The sequence below is a fragment of the Bacillus sp. IBL03825 genome, from assembly GCF_024712505.1.
Lineage (GTDB): Bacteria > Bacillota > Bacilli > Bacillales > Bacillaceae_G > Bacillus_A > Bacillus_A wiedmannii.
In genome coordinates, this window is the sequence record NZ_JAMXKE010000001.1 from 2627785 (window position 1) to 2651250 (window position 23466).

The 23466-nt window shown below is 32.0% G+C and carries 20 protein-coding genes, 2 pseudogenes and 1 riboswitch; of the genes and pseudogenes, 20 read left to right on the forward strand and 2 right to left on the reverse strand.

Going from position 1 to position 23466, the window contains the following annotated elements:
* The first annotated feature begins 160 nt into the window (after nucleotides 1-160).
* From NHG49_RS13415 to NHG49_RS13425, 3 genes are all read left to right on the forward strand, one after another.
* The gene (locus NHG49_RS13415; protein ID WP_064475968.1) at nucleotides 161-931 is read left to right on the forward strand and encodes an ABC transporter ATP-binding protein; all 771 of its coding nucleotides are present in this window, start codon (nucleotides 161-163) and stop codon (nucleotides 929-931) included.
* Complete coding sequence (locus tag NHG49_RS13420; protein WP_064475341.1) at nucleotides 906-2840, forward strand: ABC transporter permease; 1935 nt, start codon at nucleotides 906-908, stop codon at nucleotides 2838-2840. The genes NHG49_RS13415 and NHG49_RS13420 overlap by 26 nt, the downstream gene beginning before the upstream one ends.
* Nucleotides 2841-2908: 68 nt before the next feature.
* Nucleotides 2909-3580 (forward strand): lipoprotein BA_5634 family protein, encoded by a 672-nt coding sequence (locus tag NHG49_RS13425; protein WP_258126117.1) that lies wholly within the window; start codon nucleotides 2909-2911, stop codon nucleotides 3578-3580.
* 75 nt (nucleotides 3581-3655) lie between these two features.
* Here the strand turns inward: NHG49_RS13425 and NHG49_RS13430 are convergent, their stop codons facing one another.
* Nucleotides 3656-3997, reverse strand: a complete 342-nt coding sequence (locus tag NHG49_RS13430; protein ID WP_064475343.1) for a DUF3914 domain-containing protein — start codon at nucleotides 3995-3997, stop codon at nucleotides 3656-3658.
* 268 nt (nucleotides 3998-4265) lie between these two features.
* On the opposite strand from NHG49_RS13430, the gene NHG49_RS13435 reads away from it, so the two are divergent.
* The 13 genes and pseudogenes from NHG49_RS13435 to NHG49_RS13495 all read left to right on the forward strand — a co-directional run bounded on the left by NHG49_RS13435 (nucleotide 4266) and on the right by NHG49_RS13495 (nucleotide 19366).
* Entirely contained in the window at nucleotides 4266-5507 is a 1242-nt protein-coding gene (locus NHG49_RS13435; protein ID WP_098112107.1) for an esterase/lipase family protein, read from the forward strand.
* Between the two features lie 88 nt (nucleotides 5508-5595).
* The gene (locus NHG49_RS13440; RefSeq protein ID WP_064475345.1) at nucleotides 5596-6639 is read left to right on the forward strand and encodes a homoserine dehydrogenase; all 1044 of its coding nucleotides are present in this window, start codon (nucleotides 5596-5598) and stop codon (nucleotides 6637-6639) included.
* 160 nt (nucleotides 6640-6799) lie between these two features.
* Nucleotides 6800-8248, forward strand: a complete 1449-nt coding sequence (gene pdxR, locus NHG49_RS13445; RefSeq protein WP_000471626.1) for a MocR-like pyridoxine biosynthesis transcription factor PdxR — start codon at nucleotides 6800-6802, stop codon at nucleotides 8246-8248.
* A gap of 4 nt (nucleotides 8249-8252) precedes the next feature.
* Nucleotides 8253-9167 carry a D-alanine--D-alanine ligase gene (gene ddlB / locus NHG49_RS13450; protein WP_064475969.1) on the forward strand — a complete coding sequence of 305 codons (915 nt, stop codon included), beginning with the start codon at nucleotides 8253-8255 and terminating at the stop codon, nucleotides 9165-9167.
* A gap of 72 nt (nucleotides 9168-9239) precedes the next feature.
* Nucleotides 9240-9345, forward strand: a riboswitch (TPP riboswitch).
* 124 nt (nucleotides 9346-9469) lie between these two features.
* On the forward strand, nucleotides 9470-10159 hold the full coding sequence (gene tenA, locus NHG49_RS13455; RefSeq protein ID WP_098112046.1) for a thiaminase II: 690 nt from the start codon (nucleotides 9470-9472) through the stop codon (nucleotides 10157-10159).
* 445 nt (nucleotides 10160-10604) lie between these two features.
* The gene (locus tag NHG49_RS13460) at nucleotides 10605-10919 is read left to right on the forward strand and encodes a heterocycloanthracin/sonorensin family bacteriocin (RefSeq protein ID WP_154131494.1); all 315 of its coding nucleotides are present in this window, start codon (nucleotides 10605-10607) and stop codon (nucleotides 10917-10919) included.
* Between the two features lie 515 nt (nucleotides 10920-11434).
* Nucleotides 11435-11767, forward strand: a complete 333-nt coding sequence (locus NHG49_RS13465) for a DUF898 family protein (RefSeq protein ID WP_000402399.1) — start codon at nucleotides 11435-11437, stop codon at nucleotides 11765-11767.
* Between the two features lie 831 nt (nucleotides 11768-12598).
* Complete coding sequence (locus NHG49_RS13470; RefSeq protein WP_258126122.1) at nucleotides 12599-14131, forward strand: alpha/beta hydrolase; 1533 nt, start codon at nucleotides 12599-12601, stop codon at nucleotides 14129-14131.
* A gap of 386 nt (nucleotides 14132-14517) precedes the next feature.
* A pseudogene (locus NHG49_RS13475) lies at nucleotides 14518-14787 on the forward strand (thiaminase II/PqqC family protein); the annotation flags it as partial.
* Between the two features lie 329 nt (nucleotides 14788-15116).
* The gene (locus tag NHG49_RS13480) at nucleotides 15117-17507 is read left to right on the forward strand and encodes an RNaseH domain-containing protein (RefSeq protein ID WP_222655593.1); all 2391 of its coding nucleotides are present in this window, start codon (nucleotides 15117-15119) and stop codon (nucleotides 17505-17507) included.
* Between the two features lie 204 nt (nucleotides 17508-17711).
* Nucleotides 17712-18476, forward strand: a complete 765-nt coding sequence (locus NHG49_RS13485; protein WP_064475350.1) for a DUF3959 family protein — start codon at nucleotides 17712-17714, stop codon at nucleotides 18474-18476.
* Between the two features lie 130 nt (nucleotides 18477-18606).
* Nucleotides 18607-19023, forward strand: coding sequence for a DUF3995 domain-containing protein (locus tag NHG49_RS13490; protein ID WP_098102616.1), 417 nt, complete (start codon nucleotides 18607-18609; stop codon nucleotides 19021-19023).
* A gap of 139 nt (nucleotides 19024-19162) precedes the next feature.
* Nucleotides 19163-19366, forward strand: coding sequence for a hypothetical protein (locus NHG49_RS13495; protein ID WP_000878362.1), 204 nt, complete (start codon nucleotides 19163-19165; stop codon nucleotides 19364-19366).
* A gap of 249 nt (nucleotides 19367-19615) precedes the next feature.
* Here the strand turns inward: NHG49_RS13495 and NHG49_RS13500 are convergent, their stop codons facing one another.
* Complete coding sequence (locus tag NHG49_RS13500; RefSeq protein ID WP_000409414.1) at nucleotides 19616-19828, reverse strand: hypothetical protein; 213 nt, start codon at nucleotides 19826-19828, stop codon at nucleotides 19616-19618.
* A gap of 228 nt (nucleotides 19829-20056) precedes the next feature.
* Here NHG49_RS13500 and NHG49_RS13505 point away from each other — a divergent pair, with 228 nt between their 5' ends.
* From NHG49_RS13505 to cypA, 4 genes and pseudogenes are all read left to right on the forward strand, one after another.
* Complete coding sequence (locus tag NHG49_RS13505; RefSeq protein ID WP_098101525.1) at nucleotides 20057-21058, forward strand: DUF1835 domain-containing protein; 1002 nt, start codon at nucleotides 20057-20059, stop codon at nucleotides 21056-21058.
* A gap of 177 nt (nucleotides 21059-21235) precedes the next feature.
* Nucleotides 21236-21517, forward strand: a pseudogene (locus NHG49_RS13510) (hypothetical protein); the annotation flags it as partial.
* A gap of 148 nt (nucleotides 21518-21665) precedes the next feature.
* Complete coding sequence (locus NHG49_RS13515; protein WP_064475354.1) at nucleotides 21666-22070, forward strand: hypothetical protein; 405 nt, start codon at nucleotides 21666-21668, stop codon at nucleotides 22068-22070.
* 158 nt (nucleotides 22071-22228) lie between these two features.
* Nucleotides 22229-23464 (forward strand): cytochrome P450, encoded by a 1236-nt coding sequence (cypA, locus tag NHG49_RS13520; RefSeq protein ID WP_258126126.1) that lies wholly within the window; start codon nucleotides 22229-22231, stop codon nucleotides 23462-23464.
* The last annotated feature ends 2 nt before the right edge of the window (nucleotides 23465-23466 follow it).

A 23466-nucleotide genomic window follows, 5' to 3' on the forward strand; every position in this document is an offset into this window, starting at 1 on the left:
AAGATAGTTATGCGTTAATTTTAGTTTGAAAACAGTTTTATTGTCAGTTTTTTTAGAAATCTTACAAGCGTGTAAGATAAATGAAAGATGAATCAATATGAGCATTAAGACAATTCATTTACACTCTATTGTGAGAAGTGCAAATGAAGGGAGAATAGAAATGGAAATTTTACATGCGAAAAATATTAGTAAAGTATATAAAGGGAAAATACCTTTTAAAGCATTAGTAGATATTGATTTATCAATTCAAGAAGGTGAATTTATAGGGATCATGGGGCCATCTGGTAGCGGGAAAACTACATTATTAAATATGGTATCTACTATCGATTCTCCGTCCTCAGGAGAAATATTAATAAACGGTACAAATCCTTTCCAGTTATCATCAGAAGGTTTAGCTTTATTCCGTAGGAAACAATTAGGATTTGTTTTTCAATCATTTAATTTACTTAGCACGCTTACAGTGAAGGAAAATATCGTATTGCCGATGACATTAGATGGCGTTTCTGTGCAAGAAATGAACAAACGCATACAAGAAATCGCAGAGAAATTAAATATTACAGATATATTGAATAAAAGAACGTTTGAAATATCAGGAGGCCAAGCTCAAAGAACAGCAATTGCTCGTGCAATTGTTCATAAGCCGCAATTATTACTTGCAGATGAACCAACAGGGAATTTAGATTCTAAATCTTCAAATGATGTAATGGAGATGTTAGATACTCTAAATAAGGAAGAAAAAGCTACGATGATGTTAGTGACTCATGATCCGTATGCAGCGAGTTTTTGCAGCCGAGTAATCTTTATTAAAGATGGTCAACTATATAACGAAATTTATTGTGGCGAAAGCAGGCAAACATTTTATCAAAAGATTATGGATGTCCTTTCTTTGTTAGGAGGGAAAAGGCATGACTTTTCGTCAGTTCGCATTTAACAATATTTTTCGCAATAAGCGTACATATGCTGCCCATTTTTTAAGTAGTGCATTTTCTATTATGATTTTCTTTACGTATGCTCTTTTATTATTCCATCCTGATTTACAAGGGGAGTTGAAATCGACAAGTAAAACAATAAGTACATTTGGTACATTAGGATTTGAAGTTTCTCAAGGTTTGATTTTTGTCTTTTCATTCTTCTTTATTCTATATTCAGTGAGTTCGTTTTTAAAAACGCGTAAGAAAGAATTTGGCATTTTAATGATGCAAGGTATGTCAATGAGACAGCTTAAGAAGTTATTGTTAATTGAAAATATGTTAATTGGACTTGGTTCGATTTGTATTGGGATTCTTATCGGTCTCGTATTTTCTAAACTAGTTTTATTAATAAGTGCCAGTGTATTAATGATTAGTAACGGCTTACCTTTTTATATGCCAGTGAAGGCGGTATTATTAACTGGCATCACGTTTCTATTCTTATTTTTAATTGTTTCGCTAGTTACTTTTAAAATGATAAAAGTAACAGAACTTGTGGAACTTATTCAAGCAGGGGAAAAGCCAAAGCCTGAACCGAAATCGTCAATTTTATTATCAATTTTTTCTTTATTTAGTATAGGATATGGCTATATTTTAGTATTTCGCTTTATCCCAAGTTATAGTTTTATTACGCTCGGAATGGGTGTGCTCCTAGTAATTATAGGAACGTACTTTTTATATACACAGTGTAGCGTTTATATATTGCATCTTGTGAAAAGGAGTGAATCTTTCTTTTTAAAGAGAACCAATATATTAACATTTTCAGAATTAATATACCGTATGAAAGATAATGCAACAATGTTTTTTATAGTATCTATTATTTCAGCAGTTGCTTTTACAGCAATTGGCACGACAGCAGCTCTTGGAAACAAAGATTTGGTAAGGATGACAAACCCGTATACATTTCTGTATACAGCTCCTGATAAAAATAAAATAACGGATAAACATCTCTCGATTATAAAAAAACATCTTGCTGATTCTAATATTCCATATCGAATGGCTTCCACTTCAGATATTTATACAGAAAGTAATGTAAATGTAATGAAGTTAAGTGAATATAACGAACTTGCGAGAGCACTCGGGTACCAACAAGAAACGATTGAAAAAGAAGATGAAATGTTATTAATCCCTGGAGTTGTATCACAAAAACAAGAGTTTAAAAATGGTGATTATAAAAAGAATATTGAAGTCATTCAAGGCGATTGGACAAAGACATTTCATGTGAAAAAAACTGTAGATAATTTAGTTTTGCCACACGATACGGAAGGGATTAATATTGCGATTCAAGATCATGTGTATGATGAAATTCCGCTTAATAGTAATCTAGATTTTGAAAATATTATTCAATATCGAACTTATGGATTTGTTGTAGATGATTGGATAAAAACAAAAGAGATTTCAAACCAATTAAGTGACATATTCGATCAAGATCCTAGAGACATACATTTTGAATTTAGAGCACTAACTATAGAGTTGTTAAGTGCAAAACAAACGAATGGGTTATTACTTATGGCAAGTGTTTTAGTTGGAATCGTCTTCTTTACTTTCGCTGCTAGTTTTATTTATTTCCGGTTATATACTGATTTGGACCGCGATCAGCAGCAATATAAGATGATTTCGAAAATGGGATTAAGTAAACGAGAGTTGAAAAAAGTTGTAACAAGACAATTAGTATTAATGTTCTTCTTACCGATTGTTATTGCAGTGATTCATACTGTGGTCGCTTATTTGGCATTACAACAATTAGTCGATTTTTCTATTATGAATAGCTCTATCATAATTTTAATTTCATTTATATGTATACAAGTTTTATATTTCTTTATAACTCGTTGGCGTTACTTACAAAAGCTTTATAAAACTATGGAACAGTAGAGAATATCAGCAAGTAAGATTGCAGAAAAGCATGTAAAAAAACATTTTGAGTTATGAAAGGAACTGTGATGAAAAAAACACTCTCTATTTTCATATTAAGTATATTAATTTTAATAAGTTTAAGTGCATGCTCTAAAAATGAAAACAGATTTCCAACTAACGGCGTATTAATCATTGGAGATGAGAATCATACTTCAACAATTATGAATCGTTATAAGGAAAATACGAAAGAACTTGAAGTTTTTTCGGTGAAAACAGGTAAATTTGACCAAAAAAGGGTTTTAATGTTAAATAAATCTACTGCAAAAGCGATGATTAAAGCAAAAATTTTTCGTAAAAGAGATCATTCATCTCATTCTAAACCTTTAGATACGTTACCGAATTTTCCAAAAGAAAGTTCACTATTATTTATAAATGAAGAAGAAAAGAATATAAAAAGTATTGAAATAGAAGGAAAAGTGATACCAGTTACATATGATAGTGATGCTTGGCTTGGTAATAATCGAAATTATGGAACACTATGGTATGTAATTGTGGCGAGCAATAGTGTATATAAAGAAATACAGGCAAATGAAACAAAAATGCAACTTCTTCATCTGAAAAAATCTTTAGGTGACGAAAAACCTAAAATGTCGACAGATAATATATTGACTAATGAATATGTAAAAGTAAGAAAGTTAATTAAAGATTTTGAGGAAGAAGTATCAGTTCAATTTGTCACGATTGGAGAAAAATCATAAAAAAGGGTTCAAGGTTGATAGGGATTTTATCAGTCTTGAACCCTTTTTTATTTTAGACCATTTAGATAACATAATTTACATTACTTCATTTAATCGCGTCTCGCTCGGTTCTTCAATCGCATTTGAATTTTGAACTGAATTATTTTGAGATTCTTTTTCCTTACGAGACCTTTGTAGCATTTCAAGTATGATCCATAAAGGAACACCTTTATCTTTTAACATCTTCCATAAATCTAATTCGTTAAATTTATGCTCAGGTTGTTTCATTTCTTTTTCAGATGAACGAATATCAAACTTGATTGGATCATTTGATTTTTTATCTTCAAGTTTACTAGAAGAGATAATATTACGCTCAAGAGAAGTAGGGGTTAATTTAGTAGGTTGAGATAGTGTATGAGTATTTATTCCGATTTGCATGCTTTTTCCTCCTCCTTAAGTAATGAAATTAGCTTTCTTATAATTTTTAAAGCTATTTAACTTGAGGAAACTAAACCTAATTATAAATTCAAATAATAAGATTTACAAGTTGTATTGTAAAAGGTAAATGCTTACTTGGATTAATATTTATCAACATTTGTGTATGTTTTCTGTATATACAATGTATATAAAATACTTTACATTATGTTTAAGTTAAAAACTTATTTTTAATAGAAATATGTAAACGTTTTATTAAGGGGGAGAAAGAATGGGGAAGTTAATTTTAAAAATATGTTTTTTCGCATTAGTGACTGTTTTTTCGTTCACAGTAAAAACAACATACGCTGAAGAGAAGCAACAAAATAATTACCCTATCATACTAGTGAATGGATTTGCAGGGTGGGGTAGAGAGGAAATGTTAGGGGTTAAATATTGGGGTGGTGTTCATGATATACAAGAAGAATTAAAAAGAAGTGGCTATACAGTACATACTGCTGCTGTTGGACCTGTTTCTAGTAACTGGGATCGCGCATGTGAATTATATGCGCAAATTAACGGTGGTACAGTAGACTACGGTGCCGCACATGCTGAGAAACATGGACATAATCGTTTTGGCAGAACTTATAGTGGTTTTGCATCGAATTGGAGTGAAACAAATAAAGTTCATTTAGTTGGGCATAGCATGGGTGGACAAACGATTAGAACATTAGTACAGCTATTAAAAGAAGGTAGTTTTGAAGAAAAAAATTATGTGAAAAATCATCCGAACACGAATATTTCACCACTATTTGAGGGCAAGAAATCATTTGTTCATAGTGTGACAACATTAGCAACTCCTCACAATGGCACGACACTTGCGGATGGTAGTCTTCTAGTACCGTTCGTTAAAGATTTGCTTATTACAGCTGCAAGTTTTGGAGGGAATAATAATTTATCGTTATATGATTTTAAATTGGATCAATGGGGTATAAAAAAGAATACTGGAGAGTCTTTTTTCCAATACACTGATCGTATTGTAAATAGTTCACTTTGGAAAGATACAAAAGATATAAGTCAATGGGATTTAAGTACAGATGGTGCAAAGGAGCTTAATAATTGGGTAAAGACGCAATCAGATGTGTATTACTTATCCTATAGTGGACATGCATCACAAGCAGCACCTATTACAGGTTTACATCTACCTCATATAACGATGAATAAAGTGTTAATGGGTAATGCATTTTTCTTAGGTTCCTATGCAAGATATGAAGAAAACCGTCCATTCATTGATACTTCTTGGTGGCAAAATGATGGTGTAGTAAATACAAATTCTATGATCGCGCCTTCTTCTAACACTTCGGTAAATAATAATGAGACTTTACAGATTGGAAAATGGAATCATATTGAAACGAAAGCAAATTGGGACCATCTCGATATGGTAGGACTTAGTGTTTCAGACACGTTAGGTTTTTCTAGCATTCAAGAGTTTTATAGAACAATTGCAGAAAAGTTATCAAGATTACCAAAATAGGTAATAATAAAGCGCTCTCGATGGAATTCGAGAGCGCTTTATATTATATTGAAAGAGGGATATGGTAGAAAAATATGGGGGGTATATTATGAAAATAAAAGTTGTATTATCAGGATATGGAACAGTAGGAAGAGAGTTTATAAAATTATTAAATGAAAAAAATTTATATATAAATGAAATATATGGAATAGATTTAGTGGTAAGTGGTGTATTAGGTAGAAATGTTGCAATACATAATGAGGACGGATTATCTATTCATCACTTATTAATGTATGGTGGCGGTAGCGCTGCAATTGAAGAATATATTGAACATCATCCGAAGGAACGAGCAACAACTAGCATAAGTGGAACTGTATTAGTAGAATCAACAGTTACAAACCTTAAAGATGGAAATCCAGGAAAACAATATATAAAACAAGCGATTGAGAAACATATGGATATTGTCGCAATTTCAAAAGGCGCACTCGTTACAAACTGGAGAGAAATAAATGAAGCAGCAAAAATCGCAAATGTACGAATTCGATATAGTGGTGCAACTGCTGCGGCATTACCGACACTAGATATTGGGCAATTTAGTTTAGCTGGATGCCATATTGAAAAAATAGAAGGAATATTAAACGGGACTACAAATTATATTCTTTCAAAAATGAATGAGGAAGATATTACGTTTGAAGAAGCACTGAAAGAAGCGCAAAGTAAAGGAATTGCTGAAACGAACCCAATATTAGATGTAAGTGGTTCTGATAGTGCGTGTAAATTGTTACTTTTGACAAACAGTTTAATGGGAACAGAAAATACGCTTACCGATATACATATAAAAGGAATCGAACATGTTACACAACAACTAATTCGAAATGCTAAAGACCATAATAAATATATTAAATTAATAGCTTCAGCATATACGGATAAGGATGGTAAAGTGGCTCTTCATGTGGAACCACACGAAATAGATAAAGATCATCCGCTAGCAAATGTAAATGGGACAGAAAAAGGAATTACCTTCTTTACTGATACGATGGGGCAAGTTACTACAATTGGTGGTGCATCAAATCCACGCGGAGCCGCAGCAGCAGCTTTAAAAGATATAATTAACTTATACCGTAAAGATTTATCACTTAGTAACAGGCAGTAAAACACCTGGTTCGTGAGGGATAATAATCAGTGGGCGATAAACAGCCCATTGATTAAAGTTCCACTTTATAAGACCGTACCGCCCTTTATAAAAAATACATATGTAGTGGACCTTTTGAGAAAGAAATAAATATGCAAAAATGATTGCAGGGGGTAAGGAATTGTTTAAAGATTTTAAAGTTGTGAAAGATCGTCCTGTTTATATTCAATTGAAAGATTATTTGAAAAAGATGATTATGAAAGGTCATTTGCTCGGGGATCAAAAAATCCCTTCAACTAGGGAACTAAGTGAATTACTAAGTGTGAGCAGAAATACTGTGCTCGCTGCTTATGCAGATTTAGAGCAAGAAGGACTCATTTATGCAGTTAAAGGTAAAGGGAATTTTGTAGCGAAGGTTGATATATCGAACACTTCGTCTGTTGAAATAGATTGGAAAAATAAACTTAATACAGTTACCTTATTAGCGGATGAATTAGATTTAATGAAACATGGTGTTCGCTGGGAAAAAGGAATGATTGTTTTTAATAGCATTGCTCCGGACGAAAAGCTATTTGATGTGGAAAATTTCAAAAGAGCTTTTCTTACTCGTATGTCCATTGAAGGGGATGTCGTATTAAACTACGGATACGCAAAAGGTTATAGACCTTTAATGAATTATCTACTTCATTATATGGAAATGAAAGGTGTAGATATTTCGAACAAAGATATTTTAATTACAAATGGATTTACAGAAGGATTAGACATCGTACTATCCTCGTTATCGAAGAAATCAGGGCGGGTTATTTGTGAGAATCCAACTCACCATGCGGCATTGAAGCTTTTCCGTTTACATGGACTTGAAGTTCACGGAATTAATATGAATGAAGATGGCATCGATACAAACGAAGTAGAAAAAAGTTTGCGTGAAAAAGAGTTTGATTTCGCGTATTTAATTCCTTCCTATCATAATCCAACCGGTATTGTTACGAGTTCGGAGAAAAGAACGGAACTGATGAGATTATTCTCAAAATATAAGGTTCCTATTATAGAAGATGGATTTAATGAGGAGCTACGTTATTCAGGTTCGCATTTAGCACCATTATTAACTTTTGCTGGAGCTGGTAATAATGTAATTTATATTAGTAGCTTTTCAAAGGTACTTTTCCCTGGTTTACGTGTAGGCTGGATTATCGCAGATAAAGAACTGATTCATCATTTAGAAAGTGTAAAAAGAGCAAGAACGATTCACACATCTACGTTAGATCAAGCTGTTCTATTTCAATATTTACATGAAGGATATTTTGAAAAATATTTAAAAAAGGCAAGATCAGTTTATAAGAAAAAATATGAGTTAGCTGTTGGGGCGTGTAACGAGTACATTCCGTTTCAAAGAATGACCGGTGATGGTGGACTTCATTTATTTATAGAGTTAGAAGAAAAAATTCATGCCCGCACACTTTTACAAAAGTGTTATGAGCAAGGGGTTACATTTTCTCCTGGAGATGTTTTTTATTCTGATGGAGGAGGAGCGACTACTTTTCGATTAGGGTTTTCACGTCTGAAAGAAGAAGAAATAGTTCGTGGAATAAAAATAATCGGTGATACAATAAAAAATGAAATTTGGAGTTGAGGAAATGAGAATTGGCGTTATTATGGGTGGAGTATCCTCTGAAAAACAAGTATCAATTATGACTGGAAATGAAATGATTGCAAATTTAGATAAAAATAAATATGAAATCGTACCAATTACATTAAATGAAAAAATGGATTTAATCGAAAAAGCGAAAGACATTGATTTTGCGCTCCTCGCATTACACGGAAAATACGGGGAAGATGGGACGGTTCAAGGCACGCTTGAAAGTTTAGGGATTCCTTATAGCGGGAGCAATATGTTATCTAGCGGTATATGTATGGACAAAAATATTTCGAAAAAGATTTTACGCTATGAAGGTATAGAAACACCCGATTGGATTGAACTTACAAAAATGGCGGATCTAAATCTTGATGAATTAGATAAGTTAGGATTTCCGTTAGTGGTAAAGCCCAACTCTGGCGGATCAAGTGTTGGGGTAAAGATTGTATATGATAAAGATGAATTAATTTCAATGCTGGAAACTGTGTTTGAATGGGATTCTGAAGTAGTAATAGAGAAGTATATAAAAGGTGATGAGATTACATGTTCCATTTTTGATGGAAAACAGTTACCTATTATTTCAATCCGACATGCAGCTGAGTTCTTTGATTACAATGCAAAATATGATGATGTTAGTACAATTGAAGAAGTTATCGAACTTCCAAGAGAATTGAAGGAACGTGTAAACGAAGCGTCACTGGCTTGCTATAAAGCATTAAAATGCAGCGTTTATGCAAGAGTGGATATGATGGTGAAGGATGGTATTCCATATGTAATGGAGATTAACACATTACCAGGGATGACACAAGCAAGTTTACTACCGAAAAGTGCAGATGCAGCTGGTATTCATTATAGTAAACTATTAGATATGATTATTGAAACTTCATTGAGAGTAAGAAAAGAAGAAGGATTTTAAGTAGCGGTATCATGAATACTTTTGACAGTAACATGAAGTATGTTATGATGAATACAATACGAAAACTTAATATTTATCCACTAGGGGGGCCTAATATAGGCTGAGATCAAATGAGAATTTGAGACTCTTAGTACCTGATCTGGTTAATGCCAGCGTAGGGAAGTGGGAAAGACATTACTATTTTATGAATAAATACTGTCAATTTCACTTTCTTTACGTCTGTAAAGAAAGTTTTTTTATTTTAAAGCGTTAATAACTGTGGATAAATACGTATAATAAATAAATTACTTGGAGGGATTTAAATGACTTTTTCACAATCATTACGTAAAGAAGTAGATTCAATTTGGGAAGCTAGTTTTCATCATCCTTTTGTAAAAAAACTTGGCGAGGGAACGTTAGATTTAGCTAGTTTTCGCTATTACGTGCTTCAAGATTCATATTATTTGAGTCATTTCGCTAGAGTACAAACTTTAGGAGCTGCAAAGGCTCTAGAATTAGAAACGACAGCTCGTATGGCACACCATGCTCAAAATACATATGAAGCAGAATTATCTTTACATGAGAATTTTGCGAAGAAACTAGGGATTACACAAGAAGAAAAAGATAATTTTATCCCTGCTCCAACTGCATATGCGTACACCTCACATATGTATCGTGCTGCGTATGAAGGACATTTAGGTGATATCATTGCAGCAATTTTACCTTGCTATTGGTTATATTATGAAATTGGTGAGCGTTTAAAAGAGTGTCAGCCAGAAGAGCCAATTTATAACGAATGGATTTCTGCTTATGGATCTGATTGGTTCCGTACGCTAGTTGAAGAGCAAATTACAAGATTAGATACTATCGCTGAAAACGTAACAGAGTCTGACCGTAAGCGAATGAAACAGCATTTCATTATTAGCAGTCAATATGAATATTCATTTTGGGAAATGGCTTATACTTTAGAAAAGTGGCCAGTGAATACAGAAGTAGAAGATGTCATTGGATAATGAGTAGGGGTATTGCTATACATAGGTATGGATAATACCTATGTATATGATTTCATAAAAGAAGTATCGCAAAAAGACGCATCAATCTAAGTGCGTCTTTTTTCAATTTATAAAAATGAGCCTATGGAAAAATAACCTAAAAATAGGTATATGAACAAGGTGCATTATCTAGTGATAGGTCATATTTTGTAGGTGTACGTATTGAACTTAATTTATCCCACGTTAACGGACAGTAAAACTCCCACCTCAAAATTCAGTTGGAGCAAAGAAGTTAAGTGGGAGATCAACTGTCCGTAAACGTCCGATTGGTTCAACTAATAATCAGTGGGGGATGAACAAAACCCCCACTGATTAAAGTTTCACTTTATAGCGCTATTTCTACTTAGATTGAACGAACAGAAATATAGGGAAGCATTGAAAAGGTTGAAGTTTATAAACGGAGGTCATGAAAATGAATAAGTTTCAACAAGAACTACAAGCGTTAAGCCTTAATGATTACCAATCTGGAAATATTGTGTATTGGGACCAGCAAAACCAATATCCATATTACTATATTGAAGATGATGCTCGTCGCTGTGGCGGTTGTGGTCGTTGTGGTGGTTGTGGCGGTCGCTGTGGTGGATTTCGTTGTGGTGGATTCCGTTGTATTGGTTGCTTCGGTTGTTTTGGTTGTGGCGGCTGTGGTAGTTGTTCTAATTGTTTTAGTGGTTTTAATGGTACTACTGATACAACTGGTACTATTGTAACATATGAATATTGATAAGAGAAAAAAGGAATCCATTAGTGAAGTATTATACAATTTTTGTAAAAAATCAATCAAAACACATGTAGCATCCTTTCATTTAAAGAAACAAGTTATCCCACCTTTTTATAAACATTGTGACTTTATTTCAAATCAACAATCAAATGTCTTTTTTATGTTCTATACCCTTTACGCGATCTTGGACTTTCGTAAGTAAATTTATTGCACCAGAACCAAAAAGAAGGGCTGCTATCAGCCCTTCTTTCTTTTTTCATATTTCTCATATAATTAAACTTAATCATAAAAAAATCTTACCACCTTATAAATTGTTACAACCAAGGCTAAGAATCCATTTCCACTAAGAACAAAACCAATCCAATGAAAATATTTACGTTTCTGAATTAAACATCTCGATCCAAAAAGAATTTTAAATTTTATTTTACTTTATATTACGATTTATAGACCTGAAACCATTTTATTGTGATATAATTTGTTTTTGTCATTATGAATGTATATATGTTAGGAGTTTTTTTATGGAAATCGGTTCTGAATTAAAAAATGGTCGCCACTCATTTTTTGATGGTGGATTATTCAGCTTTATTGGTTGGAGTATCCTTGGTGTACTTATTACAGTTTTTACCCTTGGTATTTGTTACCCTTGGGCTTTATGTATGGTTTATGGTTGGAAAATAAATCATACAGTAGTTAACGGGCACCGTATGAAATTCAATGGTTCTGCTGTAGGCTTGTTTGGTAATTGGATAAAATGGTTGCTCTTATCAATTATCACTCTAGGAATCTACTCATTCTGGGTTTTCATTAAACTTGAAGACTGGAAAGTAAAAAATACTACATTTATAAATTAAAAAACATTAGCTTTATAATACCAGTCTATAACGACTGGTATTTTTATTTATGGTATGAAAAACGAAAATATAGATAAATAGCCCATGCTCATTCAGTTAACAAATATGAATACCTCCAGAACAAAAATTCCATACATTTTGAAAGAAACCTTTTTATTTTTCGCTCTGAAGAATATCCGTTTCTTAAGTTAATGGTTTTGAAGTCATCCTTAAATGAAAATTTTCTGTTTCTACATTTAGTTATTTTGAGACTTTTCTTTTTCTTAAACTGTTGGATATGAGTACCTTCTAGTATAAATTTACCATTTAAAAAAGTGATTCTAACAACATTAGGATTGTATCATATAGCACAATGTAATTTGTGTTACATAGCAAGAAAAATAATCAAAATTTAAAGCCTGAAAAAGAAGCACCAAAGCAAATTACATTGGTGTTTCTTTTTTTGCGCTTTCGGGCACAGTGGTTCCTGCAGTACTATTATAAAAGCAATTTCGGATGTAAGGAATTTGTAAGTAATAGGTAAGGAAAAAGAGATTTTCATTGTATATGATAAAAATATAAAGTGGCGCGAAGGGGGAAAAGGGTACGACTTATATATGAAAAACAAACCAGTAACAAGAGTGTTTTAAAGAAAATAAGTAATTTCTAGAGTTAACATACATGTGGAAAAGAGAGCGAAGGCATTTTAAATTGAAGTTTGTTTATAATAGTTTTTTAACCTGTTAGGGGGATCGTAAAGTAGATTATTAATCGCCTTGAAAATATCTATGACCTTATAGTACTAGGCATGCTGTATTAAAAATTTTAATTTTGAAGGGAGAATTAATATATATGAGTACGAAAAAAAGAATGGGTAGTAAGTTATTACTTGTCAGTGCAATTTGTGCGATAACTATTCCTTCGGTTTCATATGCGGAGGAAGTAATGTCACCTAAAAATTTTGAGGATTATTCAAACTTGTTTGAGGGACGGAATAAGGACGTATTGAAAAGAAGTTTATATCCAAATACATACAATAATCCGTTTAGTCACCAAATTAAATCGACATTAAGGGAAACAAACACAAATATAAAAAAAATAGACAATATTGAAGAGGGAAATCCCGTTATATCTACTGCTTTTTCATTTGTCTGTTCTATGCATACTGAAGATTATAAATCTGCATTTGATTTAACTTCTCGATCATTACAGAAAATAATATCTGAAAAATGGTTGAAGAACTATTGGGAAGAACTTCCTACGCAATTACAAAAAGGTTCTTTTATAGAAATTGGAGAGGTTACACAAAAAGAGACAAATTCTGTTCATACAAATGTAGAGATTAACTTAGTTTTTGAACAAATTACTGTACCTTTACTAATAAAACTAGATCCATCTGGAAAAATAGATGATTTTCAACTCAGTATGCCGTTTAGTCCTGTTGCAGATCGGCCATCATATAGTAATCCTAAATCATTTGTTGATAAAGAAGTAGTAGTTGGAAGTGGTGCATTTCCATTACCAGGAACATTATCTGTTCCAAAGGGAAAGGGTCCTTTTCCAGCGGTTATTCTTGTTCATGGAGCTGGAGCAGCCGATCAGGATTCAGCAACGTATGCTTTAAAACCATTTCGTGATTTAGCTGAAGGTCTTGCCTCGAAAGGAATTGCTGTTCTTCGCTATAATAAACGAACCTATGAACATAGATTGAAAACAGAACTTAGTCCTTTTTATACAGTTGATAAAGAGACAACAGATGATGCACTTCTTGTGACTCATTTTCTTCAAAATGAACCTATGATAGATAAGAATCAAATTTATATTCTTGGTCATAGTCAAGGTGGAATGATGATTCCGAGGATAATTGAAAAAAATCAAAATCAAAATATTGCTGGGGCAATTGTGATGGGAGGAGCGGGCAAGGCATTCACAGACAATGTTTTAGATCAACTGGAGTATCGTCTTTCTATTGGAGAAATGAAACCAGAAGAATATAAATTTTACAAATCGCAGTTTGAATTATTAAAGGATCCTAATTTCTCTAGTCAGAATCCGCCAAAGGGTTTTTCTTTAGGACCACCAGTATATTGGGATTCTATCCGTAAAATTAAAGCAGCAGAAATGTCAAAAAAACAAAAAACACCGCTTCTTATTCTTCAAGGAGAAAGAGACTATCAAGTTCTATCAAAAATTGAAATTCCTTATTGGAAAGAACAATTAAAAGAGAGAGATAACATTGATTATCGACTATATCCAAAGTTAAATCACTTCTTTACAGCAGGAGATGGAGAATTAAGTAAACCGGATGAATATTATAGTCCCGCTAATATCCCTGAGTATGTTATAAATGATATTGCTACTTGGGTGCAAGGAAGATCGAACTGAAATTAGCAGCCATATTTTTAAATAGCTATTTTCAGTTCTTAAGGTAGAAATAATAATAATATATTATGATGTGAATAACTATAACGAACGGAGTAAAGTTTCTTATTCAAATACTTTAGATTCTCAAACCTTGGGGCATGATCTATGCCTAGCGTCTTAATATTTTGAAGTATATACAAATACTTTAAACGAAAAAACGGTATTCTTTCTATCTATGATGTAGAAGGACTATCGTTTAATAATCGCTTATATGTCATCTTCAATAATAGCCATTATCATTTAGAACACACTAATACCAAATAATCATAAAAACATTCTTAATATCAAGAGTTTAACCAATCAGATATTTTTTTACTATTGAGTCGAAACCGGGGCATGATATTGATTTCTACTCAATTGATGAATGTTTAAAAGAGCGTCAGCCAGAAGAGCCAATTTATAAAGAATGGATTTCTACATCGGGTTGGTTCCGTACTTTAGTTGAAGAGCAAATTACACGATTAGATGCAATAGCTGAAAAAGTAAAAGAGGCAGACCGAAATCGAATGAAACAGCATTTTATTATTAGCAGCCAATATGAATATTCATTTTGGGAAATGGCTTATACTTTAGAAAAGTGGCCAGTGAATACAGATGTAAAAGAAGTAATTGGATAAAAAAGGTATTGTTAAACATAGGAATGAACAATACCTTTTTTATCGTTATTTTTGTAAAGTTATTGTAAATTGCAAATACAATACACTATTTATATTGTATAATTCGAATGTACTATATTTAATATTAGTAGGTGGTGATGTATATGTTGTGTTTTATAAAGTATAGAAGATAAACAATTATTATTTTTTAATTATAATGTATTATTTGAATAAATTAATAATAATTAAATTTTAAAGAACCGGGTTTTAATTGATTAGATTATGTAACGTAACGGTTTCTTCTAGTTTTTAGATGATCAAGGCAAATGAAGAAAGGAAGTATCCATTACATGGAAAAACTACGGTTATTAACATTTGAGAATATTGTAGAGCCGCTTTTAAATGAAAGTGTATCATTTATATACTTTCCTATCGAATGGCTTGATATTGTAGAAATACATTATAAGACATTTTTATTAACAAGTAAGTTAAAAAGATTGAATGAAAGATTATATGATATGTTTTCTGATATATTATTTATTCAGCACAATCCATATGTATTAAATGAAAATACACCATGGATTGTATGCAAAGAACCTATTAGAAAAGAACAACTCGATTATATTTTCCAAAGTTGGTATGAGGTTATACATGATTGGAAACCTAATAAATTAATAGAATCGCCAAAATATGAATGGCATTACGATTTAATTTCTAATTTAACAGTACTACATGATAATGAAGTATATTCTAAGTGGTTGCCCGCTTTAATTTCACATATTTTTTGTGAACAATCTGTACGATTAGAGAATATTAACGAAGAAGATATATATTTTTCTCCGCTTAGATCACAAAATATTTGTGAGGCAATGTCAGAGCCTATTAAAGATGAAAAAACACAAGATTATTTCGCCTACGTATATCGGTTCGAATGTATCACGCGCGGTGGCGAGAATATTCCGTTATTAAATGTTTCAATAGGAATTCGGAGGTTTTATCAAGAATATAATCATCCAGATATTCCTTTGCTATTAAGACGAAAACGGGGCATGATATTGGTTTCTACTCCAGAATTTTCATCAAATAATACAAAATTACGATTTGTAAAACTAAAAGTACAACAAGCTACAAACGGCATAAAATGGATTAAAATATTTAGAAGTTTAAAAGATGATTTTCATATAGGTGGAGAAGTTGAATTAGAGCATATTCTTCAATATCCGAAAGATTATATGCTAGGAGCAAACATTAGGGTGTTGCTTCCATACAATGAGAGAATATATAAAGTTCAAGGTACAAAAATAAAACCTGGTATAAAAGTAAAGGAAAGTGAGTATCTTTTTAAATGGTTTCAGCAAAAATTCTCTCATTTCACATTACTACCAGAATGTAATAAGCTAGCAACAAATAATGAAAATGAATTATTCCCTTTAATTGCACCAAAAGGATTAGAGACTATAACGTTAGAACTATGGTCTGAAAAAATATCGTTGGAAGTTGAACAAGCGTTATTTGAAAATGAAATTGTGTTAGCTCAAATTGGCGAGTCATCATATGTATTAAATGCAGATTCTCCAGTATTATTAAAAATAGTAAGATATAATATTGAAAAAGTATTGCAAAATCCATATAAAATGCAATATTGTCAGAAATACAAAACAAATTTAGTAGAGGATGTTATGAAAGCCGTTTATGCTACTGCAGGTGAGCGCAATGATGCGACGTTGGCGTTAATCGCAATGAAAAATTGTGATGGGCGTGAAAAAATTGATCCAAAGCAAATCGTTAGAGAAGGGTTTGCACGAACTAACCGTATTTCAGCATTTATTAATTTATTTATTGGCCAAAGTGTATCTCGTAAAACAATTATTAATTGTATCCTTAGTTTATTAGAACAAAAAGGATTTTTGAAACGTAGTTGGAATAAAATAAATTTACCTTGTACATATGTTAATTTATCAATTGAGCGAATCTCGAAATTTGATTTCTTACCTATTTTTTCACAAATAAAAGGAAAAGAAATTTCATATAAACTATATGGGAATACAGAGTGGCAAACGATTGATCGTTTATTATTAAATATAAATAAACATAATGCCTTTTTACCGCAGCCTTCAAAAAGAAATGATATGGAGATTCTATTTAAACAATTTGTTTCTGAAACATTATCAGGAATTTTACAACATGTAAAAGAGCAAAATGAACAAGTGTATTTCATTATAGATGCGAATTTAAGAAAACATTGGATAAAAGAGTTACAAAATAAAAAAATTGATATAGATACTTTCCCTGAGATTGTTCCTGATGTGCTAAAGGTTCCAAACTTAAATATTATAAGAATAAATAAAGCTTTTGATACACCAAAATACGGTGTGATAGAACGTGATGATGTTCCGGATGGCACAAGTTTATATACAGATCAAAAGGGGATGTATTATAGCGCTGGTGAATATTCTTTGAATGATAGTGAAACATTGCAGCGATACATACTTGAAATTTTACCTTTAGGTGTAAAATCTGTAGAAAGGAATTATATCGCCAAAATGATACATTACATGTGCTGTAATTCAAGTATGCTGTTAGAAAAGGATGTACACATGCCGTATTCCATGCATATGGCGAAAGTAGTAAAGGGCTATATGACGGATATAGATGCAAGAGAGTTTAAAGAGTTTGATGATGAACTGGATGTAGATATTATGAAAATAGAAAAGAAAGATTCAATATTCTGCTCTAAATAATAGTAGACAAATCCTGCTCATTATATCGGTCAGGATTTGTCATTTTTCCATGTAAATAAGGATATCTTTTGTCATGTATCTTCTCTTTTACGTATTTACTTTATTTACATACAGGATTAAGATGTTTTTTAGAAATAAAAAACTACATCATTTGGGAAAGCAATATGAATTGATTCAAAAGAAATTTGAAAGGAATGAGGAATTGTGAAGAAATTAGATGTGTTATTAATGCTATTGAGCGGCCTCTTTCCGGTTGCAGGAATTATAAAGAAAATCCCACTAGAACAATCTTTATATATCGGGGGCCTTTTATTTTTTACTAGTTTTGGTAGCTATTTTGCGAAAAAAATATATTCACGTATATGTAGTTGGATAGCGTATGCGCCATTTATAACACTACTGTTAGTCATTTGGCATCAAGATATTTCAACAAGTTCAATAATAGGGAATGCGAAAATCGCCGCTTGTATCGCTTTAATTCCATGTTTATTCCGTTTTCGTACATATGGACTTACTTTCGGTTTATTCTCATTATGGGCCGCTTTACTTTGGGATATTAAAGAAGTACAGTCTTTAGTCATACTTGAACGTATGTCGAGTTTAATGACAAGTCATTACTTATATCTTCTACTGTTAGTTGGAGGACTTATATTAGGTGGATTACTTGCGATGTTATTACATCGTAAAGAGCAGGATGATAATAAAGAAAATATAAATCTATTTCAACAAAAAAAGAAGCGCAAAAAATTATCATTTAAGATTCCACTTCCTAGATTACCGAAATTAAAGATCAAATTATTTAAGTTTGGTGGAAAAGCATCAAAACGAAAAACGCCAGAAAAAATACGTGAGCATAATTACGAAGAACCAGCTTCAGCTGCAACATATGAAATGGCAGAGCAAATACAACAAGGTACTGCTCAAGGACAAACGAGGATGGAACGTCGTAGAAATAGGTATAATGTATAAGAAATTTCAGTAAACCCTTTAATGATGTATCATTAAAGGGTTTTTTTATGTAATTAAATATAGATTGCCAATACGGAATTCATAGCATACTCTAAAGATGAGCAATTAAATAAAATAATGGGAGGACAAAATGTTGATTATTACATATATTTCTGTCTGTATATTATTTTTAGTTAGCTTTTTACATGTTTACTGGGCTTTCGGAGGTAAGTGGGCGACAAATAGTGTCATTCCAACAAAATCTGGAGAAAAGGCATTTATACCAGGTGTAGGGATGACATTGTTCATTGCGTTATTATTAAGTATGGCAGCAATGATTTTATTACAACAAACAAATGTTGTTCATTTCGAAGTTCCTAATAGTATTGTTCAATTGGGCTCCTGGATTTGTATGATTGTTTTTTTTATAAGAGTAATTGGTGAGTTTCATTATTTTGGCATCTTTAAGCGAAAAAAAGATACGCGTTTTGCTAAAATGGATACTGTTTTATATATACCACTTTGTGCATTTTTATCTTTATCGTTCTTACTAGCAATTATAACGTGAACATAAAATAGTAGCTGCTTTTTCTAAAATAAATAAACGTGAATTAGCAAGGAGTAAAAGTGAGAAATCTAGTAGTAAATAAAAAGGATGTAAGCGTCTTCTTATCGAAATATAGATTATTATGAAAGGCGGTGACACTATGAAGTATGTAAAAGTCTGTATGAATGGCGGAAGTGAACACAAATTCTCGATGACTTTAGATCGGTTTGAAGAACTTATTACTACAGAGAATGGACTATTAGAAAATAAATTAGTTAGTATTGAAAATGTAATGATTAATCCTACTAATATATCTTCTGTAGTTGAAAAAATTGGTGTACCGGCTAAGTTTATGGAAGCTTAAAAATCGATACATAAAAAAACATCCATAAGGATGTTTTTTTATGTGTAAATATAATAATTACACAATTAATAAATGAGCAGAATTTTTAGCAATACGTATACATTTGATGTTTAATAGATGCACAATAAAATAAGTACAAGCATATATTATATTGTAGGACAAGACCTTCGTGTCCTACTTAATACTCAGAAAAAACCTCTATCACATGAGAGCATCCAATTGCAGGGTGCTCTTTTTTTATCCCGTTCTTTAACTTTCAATTTTAAACATATCTTTGATGTTAATAAATATTAAAAATAATATAATAGCAAAAATTAAGTTTGATAAATAGAAATCTTGATGAAATAGTAGTTCAAAGATGACATCGAAAACATATAATATGGCGATAGTAGGTAATATACAAATAAATATAAATCTCCAATTTTTTAAATAATGTTTATAAGTAGTAATCGCTTTCTCCATGCATATAGCTCCTATATTTTTTATTTTCTATATAATTATACATTTAAATAAAAGGATTTACAAAAGAATATTTAGTAATTAAGAATTGTAGGAGAGATTTTGTTGAAAATGTGGATAGCTGTAGCAATCTGAATAATAAATGCTTTTACTTAAAAAAACTTTAAAAGAATGATACTAAAATGATACACTATAATATACGTTATTTATGAAATGAATAGAGGGATTTGTATGATAGACAAAATCAAAAATGTTGTAGAGGATATGTATGAAGATGAAGCAAAACATTTACTTCAAAATATTCTAATTCAGTTAAATTTGTTAGAAGAAAACTATAGTGAAGATGCAATTAAAAATTTGATGGATATTCCTAAGCAACTAACGAGTAATACATCATATATAAGAAATGTAAAAGAAAGCACACACGTACATATTGCGTTTGATGATTCAACAGCTGGATGTTTAAAATATATGCTTAGTCAAGAAGAACAATTGGAAGAGAGGGTTGTCGCTTTTTCTGAATTTTTTTCAATTGGGCCGATAAACAAGTTACATATGCATGAGGGACAACTTGCAAGACAGAAATGGTTAGTAAACAATTTAACTGCTTATGATAATTATTTTGAAGTAGAGTATTTACCAAGGTTTTTAGAAACTATGGAAGAACTACACACTATTCCTATTGAAACACCTATTACAATTTGGAAAGCTAATAACGCACATGAACATGTAGGCCTATGTTTTGTAATGGCGCAATTAAAAGATAAGAAAAACATTCGCGTTATTAATACGTCTGAAGCAAGTAAAGAAATATTAAAAAAAGAGTATGCTATTCGTGGAACAGGAGAATTATCGCCTGACAGTTTAGCTCTATTGCAAAAAAGTTTTGCAGCATTTCCGTATGTAACGAAAGAAAAGCGAATGGAGTATGAATATGAATGGGATAAATTATCGAATAGTACGGAGTTTTTAAGAGTTTGGAATGAAAATGAAGTGTATTCGGTACAAGAAGATTATTTTGATCAATTTATTATTGAATGCGCGAAAAGTGTAGGTGCTGATTGTGAGTTCCTAAAAGCTCCTAGAGTAATTGGTGAGGCACTTGGTCTTGCTGATCAGTTGGTTGGCGATACATTTTTAGAATATCGTTTAAAGCAATTAATTAAAAAAGAAGTTTTTGAATTTGAAGGTTCGTTAAATGAAATGCGTTTTTATAGTGTGAAGTTGAAATAGCAATTAAACAAAAATCCTCTTCTAATAAAGAATTAGAAGGGGATTTTTTGGGGAATAAAAGAGAAGTTTTTCCTTTATGGAAGTTTTATATAAAAAGAAAATTCATATATCATATAGAATTTATTAATAATTAGGAGGAGTAGCTCATTGAACAATCAGTTTTGTTCATGTCAATTAGATGATGCACCAAAGTTACTACCTCCATCGAACCTCCCCAGTTTACCTTCTGCATTTGCTACTCCTGTACCAACATCTCAAATGAGATCATGGATGTGCAATTGTTTAGGAAGATGGGGCTATTTAAGGTTAAATATACCTGCTACTTTTGGAAGAGATTTATGGTTTTTCCCAACAGAAGTTAGCCGGTTTGATGTATCAGGATATACTTGGCAAGATGGTCATCGTTTTAAGGAAACTTACCAATATAAACAAATTAGTAATTATATGTGCTTTGCATAGTGGCAAATAGGAGAGATTTATTTTTGATCTCTTCTATTTGTAGTTTGCAACATTTTTTATGAATTTAGGCTATACATAAGCTTCCTATAGGGGGCATATCACATATGAATGTTAAAGGTACTAAATGAAAAGTAGGTGATTTGTTAATATGTATAACCAGCAAAATTATCCATATGATCAAGGGATGTATTATAATCCGCAAAACTACGGGTATGAATCTGTAAATGAAATGAGAGAATTGGAACAAGAAGATTATAGACCAGATGATGCGGAAGATGCTCCAACGTCACCACCACCGTCACAAGCGCCGTCGTTACCGTCTACATTTGCTTCTCCAGCTCAAGCAGGGAATATGAAATCATGGATGTGTAACTGTCTAGGAAGATGGGGCTATTTACGTTTGCATCGTCCTGGACCTTTCGGAAGAGACTTATGGTTCTTCCCGACTGAAGTGAGGAGAAATGGGGTTTCAGGTTACACTTGGCAAGGTGGTCGCCGTCGTAAAGTAAGTTATCGCTATCAACAAATTAGTAATTTCATGTGCTTTGCGTAAAGAAAAGTGAGAGAGTAAAAGCATTTTACTCTCTCACTTTTTATTTTTCAATATAAGAAGTAAGATTTCGAATGAAAATTTACAATTTTCTCGTTTTTATTAGAGTATAATGCATATGTTGGTTGGTTTTCAAAAACAAATGAGAGTGAGGGAATACAATGTCAATGAAAAACAAAGTTGGGCTAAGAATAGAAGATGGTATTAATTTAGCTTCAGCTCAGTTTAAAGAAGATGCGTATGAAATTTATAAAGAATCTAGAAAAGTGCAACCTATCTTATTTGTGAATAAAACTGAATTAGGTGCAGAGTGGCTTATTACAAGATATGAAGATGCTTTGCCACTATTAAAAGATAATCGCTTAAAAAAAGATCCGGCCAATGTATTTTCTCAAGATACATTGAATGTCTTTCTTACTGTTGATAATAGTGATTATTTAACGACGCACATGCTAAATTCAGATCCACCTAACCACAATCGTTTACGATCACTCGTACAAAAAGCTTTTACACCGAAGATGATCACGCAATTGGAAGGAAGAATACAGGATATTGCAGATGATTTGTTAAATGAAGTCGAGCGAAAAAGTTCATTAAATCTTGTTGATGATTACTCGTTTCCTTTACCGATTATTGTAATAAGTGAAATGCTAGGCATTCCAAAAGAAGATCAAGCGAAATTTAGAATTTGGTCTCATGCTGTCATTGCTTCCCCAGAAACACCAGAAGAAATAAGAGAAACTGAAAAGCAACTATCTGAGTTTATTACATATCTTCAATATTTAGTTGATAATAAACGAAAAGAGCCAAAAGAAGACTTGGTGAGTGCATTAATAATTGCGGAAAATGAAGGGCATAAACTTAGCGCCCGAGAACTATATTCAATGATCATGTTACTAATTGTGGCGGGACATGAGACAACGGTAAATTTAATAACAAATACGGTATTAGCACTTCTCGAAAATCCGGATCAATTACAGTTATTAAAAGAAAATCCAAAATTAATTGATGCAGCTATTGAGGAAGTATTACGATATTATTCTCCAGTTGAGGTTACAACTTCAAGATGGGCAGATGAACCTTTTCAAATTCACGACCGAACAATCGAAAGAGGAGATATGGTTGTCATTGCATTAGCTTCTGCAAACCGTGATGAAACGGTATTTGAAAATCCGGAAGTATTCGATATTACTCGGGAGAATAATCGTCATATTGCTTTTGGCCATGGTAGCCATTTCTGCTTAGGTGCTCCGCTTGCTAGGTTAGAAGCAAGGATTGCCATTACTACTTTATTTAATCGAATGCCTGAACTACAAATAAAAGGGAAACGTGAAGACATTAAATGGCAGGGTAATTATTTAATGCGTTCTTTAGAGGAATTACCATTAACATTCTAGAA

Bases quoted from the DNA above. Each gene is read 5' to 3' on its own strand.
- NHG49_RS13495 (WP_000878362.1), top strand. From the start codon at position 19,163: ATGAAGTATGTAAAAGTCTGTATGAATGGCGGAAGTGAACACAAATTC.
- NHG49_RS13470 (WP_258126122.1), top strand. From the start codon at position 12,599: ATGAGTACGAAAAAAAGAATGGGTAGTAAGTTATTACTTGTCAGTGCA.
- NHG49_RS13425 (WP_258126117.1), top strand. From the start codon at position 2,909: ATGAAAAAAACACTCTCTATTTTCATATTAAGTATATTAATTTTAATA.
- NHG49_RS13420 (WP_064475341.1), top strand. From the start codon at position 906: ATGACTTTTCGTCAGTTCGCATTTAACAATATTTTTCGCAATAAGCGT.
- NHG49_RS13490 (WP_098102616.1), top strand. From the start codon at position 18,607: ATGTTGATTATTACATATATTTCTGTCTGTATATTATTTTTAGTTAGC.
- NHG49_RS13500 (WP_000409414.1), bottom strand. From the start codon at position 19,828: ATGGAGAAAGCGATTACTACTTATAAACATTATTTAAAAAATTGGAGA.
- NHG49_RS13430 (WP_064475343.1), bottom strand. From the start codon at position 3,997: ATGCAAATCGGAATAAATACTCATACACTATCTCAACCTACTAAATTA.
- cypA (WP_258126126.1), top strand. From the start codon at position 22,229: ATGTCAATGAAAAACAAAGTTGGGCTAAGAATAGAAGATGGTATTAAT.
- NHG49_RS13440 (WP_064475345.1), top strand. From the start codon at position 5,596: ATGAAAATAAAAGTTGTATTATCAGGATATGGAACAGTAGGAAGAGAG.
- NHG49_RS13415 (WP_064475968.1), top strand. From the start codon at position 161: ATGGAAATTTTACATGCGAAAAATATTAGTAAAGTATATAAAGGGAAA.
- ddlB (WP_064475969.1), top strand. From the start codon at position 8,253: ATGAGAATTGGCGTTATTATGGGTGGAGTATCCTCTGAAAAACAAGTA.
- NHG49_RS13460 (WP_154131494.1), top strand. From the start codon at position 10,605: ATGAAAATGAATAAGTTTCAACAAGAACTACAAGCGTTAAGCCTTAAT.
- NHG49_RS13515 (WP_064475354.1), top strand. From the start codon at position 21,666: ATGTATAACCAGCAAAATTATCCATATGATCAAGGGATGTATTATAAT.
- NHG49_RS13465 (WP_000402399.1), top strand. From the start codon at position 11,435: ATGGAAATCGGTTCTGAATTAAAAAATGGTCGCCACTCATTTTTTGAT.
- NHG49_RS13435 (WP_098112107.1), top strand. From the start codon at position 4,266: ATGGGGAAGTTAATTTTAAAAATATGTTTTTTCGCATTAGTGACTGTT.
- NHG49_RS13480 (WP_222655593.1), top strand. From the start codon at position 15,117: ATGGAAAAACTACGGTTATTAACATTTGAGAATATTGTAGAGCCGCTT.
- tenA (WP_098112046.1), top strand. From the start codon at position 9,470: ATGACTTTTTCACAATCATTACGTAAAGAAGTAGATTCAATTTGGGAA.
- NHG49_RS13505 (WP_098101525.1), top strand. From the start codon at position 20,057: ATGATAGACAAAATCAAAAATGTTGTAGAGGATATGTATGAAGATGAA.